This is a genomic window from Alteromonas sp. 14N.309.X.WAT.G.H12, assembly GCF_036697315.1.
Taxonomy (GTDB): Bacteria; Pseudomonadota; Gammaproteobacteria; order Enterobacterales; family Alteromonadaceae; genus Alteromonas.
This window is the reverse complement of record NZ_JBAHZB010000052.1, coordinates 16,864-24,342: the sequence shown is the minus strand read 5'-3', so window position 1 is coordinate 24,342 and position 7,479 is coordinate 16,864. Positions and strand designations below refer to the sequence as shown.

The window sequence follows — 7,479 nt, the reverse complement described above, 5'->3', positions numbered from 1 at the left end:
AGCGTGGCCTGTGGCGGGATTAAAGACTTCCTGCATGGGGCCTTTGGGCGTACAGGTTTCTCCATTAATAAAATGACCGACAACTTTCATGGTAAGTTTAATCCTTTGGTTACACGTCTTTATTTGCGTTGTGATAGCTGCGTTGGTAATAGAGCAAGGCATCGGCATTTTCGTCTTGTTTAATGTCCACCACCTGACAAAAAATCACATCGTGTGTGGCCACGCTTGTTATCTCGGTGATCACACAATCAAAGCTCACTGCGGCATCGGCGAGTATAGGTGCGCCTGTTGTGGACGTGATCCAGTTTCCGCAACTAAAGCGTTCCTTCATCGAGGCTTTTCCCCCGAACAGGTTGGAAATAGCGGTATGTTTCGAGGCGAGAGTGTTGATCGCCAATCTGCTACTTTTCTCAAACACCTTGTGTACAGACGCGCCGCGATTTAAGCACACCAGGAGTGTTGCCGGGTTATCACTGACGCTGCACACTGCCGTGGCGGTAAAGCCTGCGTAGCCATGGGCGTCAGCGGTGGTAACAATATTAACGGCGGCGGCAAAACTGGCCATGCCTTGACGGTATGCTTCACTCGACACCACCGGTAATAAATGGGTGGGGACTTCATTTAATGCAGTTTGGGACATACAAATACTCCTAGTATTGGCGTTATAAAAGTTGGCAGGCTTGCTCAAAACTTAAACGTGGCAACCGATTGTGCACTTGCTTATCATCGCCATAACCAATATTTAGCAGGAAGTTCACTTTCCAGGTGGTATCACAAAAGAATGTGTCGTTAAGTTGTTGTGGATCGAAGCCAGACATGGCTCCGGTGTCTAATCCCAATGCTCTGGCGGCGCTGATCAGGTAGGCACCCTGCATGGAACTGTTACGCATAGCGGTTTCAAAGGCCGCTTCAGGACTTGAGGTAAACCAGCTTTTGGCATCGGCGTAAGGAAACAGAGTAGGGAGGTGCTCGTAGAATTTTTCATCATAGGCCACTATAACGGTGCAAGGCGCACTCATGGTTTGGGCTACATTGCCACTGGATAAACAGGGTTTGAGTTTTTCTTTACCTTCTGTGGAGGTAATAAATACGAAGCGAGCCGGGCTGCAATTTGCCGAAGTCGCACCTACTTTCACTAGGTCATAAAGCTGGTGCAAAACCTTTTCTGGTATGGCTTTATCCAGCCAGCTGGTGTGGGTGTGCGCTTGCGTAAAAAGTTGTGCAAGTGCGTTTTCTGTAAGTGCGGTTTTCATCATAGTTAATTCCAAGTGTCTCTGCTTGCCTATGCAAATGCGTTTAAGTGACGGTGTAAAATGCGGTTAAATACAGTGGGAACGGTGATACTACAGGCGTGTCCGCCGTACTCCATTGTGGTAAGGCTCGCATTGGGCATGTGCTCAACCAATATTTGTGAACGCTGCCAAGGAACGAGCATGTCGTCCTTGTTGGCAATGACCAATGTGGGCGTGTGTATATCACCTAAATAAGGGTCGATATCGAACATGCTAAGGGCTTGAATTCTTGCCAATAAGTTATTTTTATCTGGGAAGTTGGCAAGATGATGGGCTTCTTCTTTGGTGAGTTTATCTTGGTTTGCCACAATCCAGTCGGGTGGGTAAAGCAACAACGCCTGCATTTGCAGATAAATGTCTTTTCTGCCGCTGGCTAGAAGGGCTTTACGAATATTAAAACAGCGCTGTGTATGGGAGTTGGGGCTACTCCAAGCATTAATGAGTACCAAACTTGTTAGTCGCTCAGGCTGTGCCTTGGCCAGTTCTAATCCCACCAGCCCGCCAAGAGCGTGACCGATTAGATGGCATTGGCTGACATCTAGTTTATCTAGCAACGTAAGTAGCTCGTCTGCCATATGGACAATACGGTAATCAGAGGGTAGCGTTGCCGGGCTGCGGTTGGTGCCAAGCTGGTCATACACAATCACCCGATAATCCTCTACCAGGTCGGCCAGCTGTGGTTGCCAAAATTGCGCCGCACCCCCCAACCCTGAGCTTAATACTAGGGTCGGGGCATTCGGTGTGGTTAACCCGTGTACCTCAAAATACATAAGCTTCCCTTTTTAAGCGCCAGCGTATTTTGCTGCGATTTATTGCATTCATGATCCGTTAAGCCAAGTGTGCAACAGAGGCAATTTCAACAAGAGCTTCTGGTTTTACCAGGCCTACTTTAATGCAATACCGAGCGGGCTTTTCCCCGGGGAAGTACTCGGCGTATACCTTGTTGATTGCCCCGTAATTGTCCCAATCGGTGAGTAAGATGGTATTAAAGGTCACGTCATCCATGGTACCACCAGCTTCTTCGATGACGCGCTTAATGGTTTCTAACACATGGCGGGTTTGTGCTTCTGCATCACCGACATGCACCACATCGTTATTTTCATCAAAGGGCAAGGTGCCAGACACGTATAAAATATTGTCTGCCATAGAGCCCGGTACATAAGGGGCTAATGGAGGCGCGGTTCCTGCTGGAATGATTGCTTTTTTTGGCATCTTCGCTGTCCTTATTTATCAGTGGGTAAGTGAGATGTTTGGTATTGGCTGAAAACCTCACAAAAGTGCTTGGTGGTGGACACCCAGCCAAAGAAGGTTTCGATGTTATACAGTGAGGCTTCGTGAATGTGAGGCGGACCGGCCTGATAGGTGGCATCGGCGAGCACAACGCCAAAATATTCACGATGAAAGCCATCCCGTAATGTCGACTCTACGCACACATTGGTGGCAATACCGGTAAACACCAGATTGCGAATACCACGACTGCGCAACATGCTGTCTAAATGGGTATTGTAAAACCCGCTATAGCGGGTTTTAGGAATAACAATGTCATCTTGTTGCGGTACAAGGGCATCAACCAGTTGGTAATCCCACGTACCTTTGGCCAATAAGCTACCGGCAAGGCTGGGATCCTTACGCATGGCTTTTAACGCATTTGATTTATACCAGTTGGGCGAGCCTGGGCCACCGGCTTCTTTGTAGTCGGGATCCCAGCCATTTTGGAAAAATATCACTGGCATATTTGCGCTGCGGGCGGTGTCTAGTACCTTAAGGGTATTGGCAATGGCAGGGGCGGTGCTAGAGACATCAAAGCCCGCCTTGTCCAAGTAACCATCTTTACTGGCATAGGCATTTTGTATATCTACCACAATCACCGCCGTTTCTGCGGGATTAAGGGTTAATGGTTCTGGCTTGGCCGGTAACACCGGTTGATTGTGCTGTTGGTCTTGGAAGTAGCCAGAGACTTCATAAGTTTTCTCTGCAGACATTAGGCGGCCCCCGAGGTGCTGTGCAGATGCTGACGAGATTTCATCAAGGGTTGAATTTTGGTACCGAAGTCGTCCATTCCTTTTAAAAAGTCGTCAAAGGTAAGCAATACGCCTTCACAGCCTGGCACGGTGGCAATTTCATCTAACATGGCGGCAACGGATTCGTAGGAGCCCACTAACGTGCCCATATTGAGGTTGACTGCAGAGGTAGGGTTGGTCATATGGCGGATATTGGTGTCCTTGCCCGATTTTTTATCTGCCGCACCTTGGGCAGCCATCCAATCGAGGGCAGCTTGATCTTTACCTTCCTTGTAACTTTCCCATTTCGCCATGGCCAATTCGTCGGTTTCATCGGCAATCACCATGATCAATACCGCTGAACCTACGTCACGGCCGTGCTGTTTTGCCGCCTCGGTAAGGCGCGCTGCGGTGGGGGCAAAGGCGGTGGGTGTATTGACCCCTTTGCCAAAGCAGAAATTGTAGTCGGCATGACGGGCGGAAAAATCCATACCCGCGGCACTTTGTCCGGCACAAATCAGGGGGATTTTTCCTTGTGGTTTAGGCAGCATACGGCAATCATCCATTTGGAAATGTTCGCCTTTAAAATCACTTTGACCCGTTTCCCAGAGCTCTTTGACTACTTGAATGTACTCATCTAAATATTCATAGCGGTTAGAAAAAAACTCATCGCCGGGCCACAGCCCCATTTGGGAATATTCAGGACGTTGCCAGCCGGTGATCAGGTTTACCCCAAAGCGACCATTAGAGATGGAATCGATGGTGGCGGCCATTCGCGCCATAATTGCCGGGGGAAGTACCAGAGTTGCGGCGGTGGCATATAATTGAATTTTGGAGGTAACCGCAGCTAAACCGGCCATTAAGGTGAAGGACTCTAAGTTGTAATCCCAAAATTCCGTTTCGCCGCCAAACCCGCGCAATTTAATCATCGACAGGGCGAAGTCCAAATCATATTGTTCGGCCTTCAGCACAATCTCTTTGTTGAGATCAAACGTGGGTTTGTACTGTGGCGCGTTTTTAGAAATTAACCAGCCATTGTTTCCAATTGGAATAAATACACCGATGTCCATGTTGTCCCCTTTGCTCGTATACTTTTTACACTGTGTTGGCAGTGCTTCTTTATTTATCCGCTACCAATACCTTGATAGGGTGGATTAAAAAATAAACTGCATAAAGCAGGCCAATATTCATTTGTCTTTTAAAACAGGGGGTTGTGTAATTTTCATTTTGAAAGTGGACTATTTAGTCCATTTTGGAATGGCAGGTCTAGTGCAATTGTTCATTTGTGGTGCAATATTGTTGAAAAGGGTTTGTTGAATTTTGAACAATGCGTAAAATGAGCCTTACAAGGTATGGAGAAGCAGTAAAAGAGACCTATGTCAGAGAATGAAATTAACGGAAAGACAACGCGCACGTTTAGTCCTACAGCGCAAAAACGCCGCGAAGACGCATTAAATGCAAAGCGCCGTCGGATCATGCAGGCGGCCCTCACGTTATTTTCAAAAAATGGGGTAAATGGCACAAGTGTGGAGCAAATTTCCGAACTGGCTGACGTCTCGAAAAGTAACTTGCTTTACTACTTTAAAAGTAAGGAAAAGCTGTATCTAGAGGTTATCAAACATTTACTGGACGTATGGCTAAGTCCCTTGCAACGGTTTTCTCCAGAACAAGACCCCATGGTAACCCTAAGCGAATATATAAAAGTTAAGCTGGAAATGTCCCGGGACAATGCGGCGGAATCTAAACTCTTTTGTATGGAAGTGGTGCAGGGCGCGCCATTGCTAATTAAAGAGCTGCAAACCCCACTCAAACGCTTATTAGATACTAAAAGTACGGTGATTCAAGCGTGGATTGATGGGGGTAAGCTTAAGCCCGTTGAGCCTCACCACTTAATTTTTAGTATCTGGGCGGTGACCCAGCATTACGCCGATTTTAGCGTACAGATTAAAGCGGTTACGGGTAAAGATTTACATGATCCGGCTTTTTTCGACGAAACCCTAAAGAATATTCAAGGTATTTTGCTATCAGGGCTGAAACCCTAATTGAGGGTCTCTGGGTTTCCTTCCCCTTACAGTGATATACTTTGCACATTGCAATAATGACATGAGAACGCCGATGAAGGTGCAACCCAACAACCCGCTCCACGGTCTTACTTTGGAAAAAATTGTGACCCAATTACAGGCACACTATGGCTGGGAAGGCTTGTATTATCGCATTAAAATTAACTGCTTTGATAATGATCCCTCCATTAAATCTTCCCTTAAATTTTTGCGAAAAACCCAGTGGGCGCGAGATAAAGTAGAGCAGCTTTACATCAATACGTTTTTATCCTAATGCGAATTAATGCGTAAAAAGCGCAACAAGGCGCAGTGTTATTGCCGTGGGGGTTAGCGTGTGTTTTTATCAATGAAAATCGTTAACCTGTTCGCTGGTGCGCTCCTCAACAGGTTAACCTTGTTGTTAAATAGGAGTTCGGTAAATGAAGTTTCTTGTTTTTCTAGGTTCAGTTCGCGATAGTACGCCCCCCAAGCCCGCTCGCCTTGGCGCTCGAGTTGCCCGCGCGTGTATCGAATGTTTACAGCAGCGCTTTGATGGCTGTGATGTGACGTTAATTGATGCACTGGATTATCCCATGGAGCCCGTATTTAAACCTCATTTTGCTTACCCGAAAAGTAAGGTACCAGAAGCCCTTGAGCAACTGGCGCAGAAAATAGAGGCCGCTGACGGTTACATTATGGTTAGTCCCGAATACAATCACTCTTTGAGTCCTGCGTTAGCTAATCTGCTCAATCACTTTGGCAGTTCCTTGTTTTCCTACAAACCAAGCGCAATAGTCACTTATTCAGCGGGCCAGTGGGGAGGAATGCGTGCCGCAGTCGCTATGCGAACGTTTCTTTCAGAGCTGGGTTGCCTGCCGGTATCAGCCATGATCCATGTTCCTAAGGCGCAAGAGGTCTTTACTGAAGAGGGGACAGTTCAAGCCGATGAAGAACAAGCAGCCTGGTTTGACTATTTTTCTCTCACGTTTAATCAGCTTTTTTGGTGGGCACAAGGGGCGAAGAGACAACGAGCAGACACGGATCCAATGAATATGATGAAGGCGTTTAAGTCTGATCCTTCTGAGCGAAATGCACCTTAGTTTTCGACGGTGTGATACGCAGGGTTGATGGTCTATCTTGATGTGCCCGAACGGACATACTTCTCGGGCGCGTTTTCGTTATTTTAATATGTATTCCATTAACAACATATCACTTTTTAACTTCCGCATAACCACTCTTTCCCCACTTTGTTCCTCTAGCTCTTTGTTTGTGGTTTCCATATACGCTACGTATTCATCATAACGTTTGTCGTATTCCTCATTCGATACCCAATCTTTAAACACAGTGATGAGATATAAATCAGGCTCACCTTCTCTAGGGTGTATGTTACCCAATACTTTGTAATCGACTATCCATTCTTTTTCCTTGGCAAACGCCATGTATTTTTTCCAATTTTTCGCCAGGTGATGGGCATAATTCAACGTTTGCCCTGGCATGACTTCTATTCCTGATACCTCCCAGTAATTACCGGCCGTATAAGGTAAATCATCAGATTGGGCGACGACTTGTAAACTGCAAATATATAAAACAACTGCCACTACACTTTTGTATATCATTCCGTATTTTTTCATTATTAACTCCATCTACGTAGTTGCCTTACCTGTTGCTCATGCAATGGGTTTGACGGCGACCCTATACTAGAACTATTTACCTTATTTGTGCAAATAATAAACAAATTAAAATTTAACATAGGCTGAAAGGCGCAAATTATACGTAGCAAAAGAATCAAACCTGGAGGGGATGGGGGCGACATTGATGCATATCATGATGGTTTAAAGTGCATTTTGATACTGTGGTTCTACACTTATTTTACGGGTAAAAAAAGTGAGGCAATAATGGGAAGTCATACGCACAATCACTGGCACGACAAGCACAGTGAAGAAGTACTGAACCTTCTGGACGCTTCAAAGGACGGCTTAACAGATCAAGAAGTGGCAAACCGGAAAAAGCGGTATGGAGCAAATCGATTACCTGAAGCACCCCAGGCCAGTTTGTTTAGCCGCTTTCTAAAGCAGTTCGCTAATTTACTGGTCATTGTATTAGTGGTTGCTGGTGTTTTAACGGCTTTTTTACAGCACTGGGTAGATA

The 7,479-nt window shown here is 46.2% G+C and carries 11 protein-coding genes; 4 read left to right on the top strand and 7 right to left on the bottom strand.

All coding sequences use genetic code 11. The features are described from left to right. Positions 1-109: 109 nt before the first annotated feature. Genes V5298_RS13380 through rutA form a run of 6 tightly spaced genes read right to left on the bottom strand, consistent with a single transcriptional unit; the run spans position 110 to position 4,362 of the window. A complete protein-coding gene (locus V5298_RS13380; protein WP_332931950.1) occupies positions 110-640 on the bottom strand; it encodes a flavin reductase in 531 nt (176 codons plus the stop codon). 22 nt (positions 641-662) lie between these two features. Beyond that, positions 663-1,253 (bottom strand): malonic semialdehyde reductase, encoded by a 591-nt coding sequence (locus V5298_RS13375; protein WP_416351185.1) that lies wholly within the window; start codon positions 1,251-1,253, stop codon positions 663-665. Between the two features lie 29 nt (positions 1,254-1,282). Next, the gene (gene rutD / locus V5298_RS13370; RefSeq protein ID WP_332931948.1) at positions 1,283-2,062 is read right to left on the bottom strand and encodes a pyrimidine utilization protein D; all 780 of its coding nucleotides are present in this window, start codon (positions 2,060-2,062) and stop codon (positions 1,283-1,285) included. 58 nt (positions 2,063-2,120) lie between these two features. Continuing rightward, positions 2,121-2,504: a pyrimidine utilization protein C gene (gene rutC, locus V5298_RS13365; protein WP_332931947.1), complete on the bottom strand. Its 384-nt coding sequence runs from the start codon at positions 2,502-2,504 to the stop codon at positions 2,121-2,123. 11 nt (positions 2,505-2,515) lie between these two features. Further along, positions 2,516-3,274 (bottom strand): pyrimidine utilization protein B, encoded by a 759-nt coding sequence (rutB, locus tag V5298_RS13360; RefSeq protein ID WP_332931946.1) that lies wholly within the window; start codon positions 3,272-3,274, stop codon positions 2,516-2,518. Further along, positions 3,274-4,362: a pyrimidine utilization protein A gene (rutA, locus tag V5298_RS13355; protein WP_332931945.1), complete on the bottom strand. Its 1,089-nt coding sequence runs from the start codon at positions 4,360-4,362 to the stop codon at positions 3,274-3,276. The genes rutB and rutA overlap by 1 nt, the downstream gene beginning before the upstream one ends. A gap of 306 nt (positions 4,363-4,668) precedes the next feature. Here rutA and rutR point away from each other — a divergent pair, with 306 nt between their 5' ends. From rutR to V5298_RS13340, 3 genes are all read left to right on the top strand, one after another. Beyond that, positions 4,669-5,334 carry an HTH-type transcriptional regulator RutR gene (gene rutR, locus V5298_RS13350; RefSeq protein WP_332931944.1) on the top strand — a complete coding sequence of 222 codons (666 nt, stop codon included), beginning with the start codon at positions 4,669-4,671 and terminating at the stop codon, positions 5,332-5,334. A gap of 73 nt (positions 5,335-5,407) precedes the next feature. Further along, entirely contained in the window at positions 5,408-5,626 is a 219-nt protein-coding gene (locus V5298_RS13345) for a VF530 family protein (RefSeq protein ID WP_332931943.1), read from the top strand. Positions 5,627-5,771: 145 nt separating this feature from the next. Further along, a complete protein-coding gene (locus V5298_RS13340) occupies positions 5,772-6,431 on the top strand; it encodes an NAD(P)H-dependent oxidoreductase (protein WP_332931942.1) in 660 nt (219 codons plus the stop codon). 78 nt (positions 6,432-6,509) lie between these two features. Here V5298_RS13340 and V5298_RS13335 read toward each other — a convergent pair whose 3' ends face one another. Beyond that, a complete protein-coding gene (locus V5298_RS13335; protein ID WP_332931941.1) occupies positions 6,510-6,962 on the bottom strand; it encodes a hypothetical protein in 453 nt (150 codons plus the stop codon). Between the two features lie 264 nt (positions 6,963-7,226). On the opposite strand from V5298_RS13335, the gene V5298_RS13330 reads away from it, so the two are divergent. Further along, positions 7,227-7,479, top strand: a 253-nt coding sequence (locus V5298_RS13330) for a cation-transporting P-type ATPase (RefSeq protein WP_332931940.1), incomplete at its 3' end; no start/stop codon positions are given.

Coding starts and splice junctions, on each gene's coding strand:
- rutC (WP_332931947.1), bottom strand. CDS start 2,504: ATGCCAAAAAAAGCAATCATTCCAGCAGGAACCGCGCCTCCATTAGCC.
- V5298_RS13345 (WP_332931943.1), top strand. CDS start 5,408: ATGAAGGTGCAACCCAACAACCCGCTCCACGGTCTTACTTTGGAAAAA.
- V5298_RS13340 (WP_332931942.1), top strand. CDS start 5,772: ATGAAGTTTCTTGTTTTTCTAGGTTCAGTTCGCGATAGTACGCCCCCC.
- rutR (WP_332931944.1), top strand. CDS start 4,669: ATGTCAGAGAATGAAATTAACGGAAAGACAACGCGCACGTTTAGTCCT.
- rutA (WP_332931945.1), bottom strand. CDS start 4,362: ATGGACATCGGTGTATTTATTCCAATTGGAAACAATGGCTGGTTAATT.
- V5298_RS13380 (WP_332931950.1), bottom strand. CDS start 640: ATGTCCCAAACTGCATTAAATGAAGTCCCCACCCATTTATTACCGGTG.
- V5298_RS13375 (WP_416351185.1), bottom strand. CDS start 1,253: ATGAAAACCGCACTTACAGAAAACGCACTTGCACAACTTTTTACGCAA.
- V5298_RS13335 (WP_332931941.1), bottom strand. CDS start 6,962: ATGAAAAAATACGGAATGATATACAAAAGTGTAGTGGCAGTTGTTTTA.
- rutB (WP_332931946.1), bottom strand. CDS start 3,274: ATGTCTGCAGAGAAAACTTATGAAGTCTCTGGCTACTTCCAAGACCAA.
- rutD (WP_332931948.1), bottom strand. CDS start 2,062: ATGTATTTTGAGGTACACGGGTTAACCACACCGAATGCCCCGACCCTA.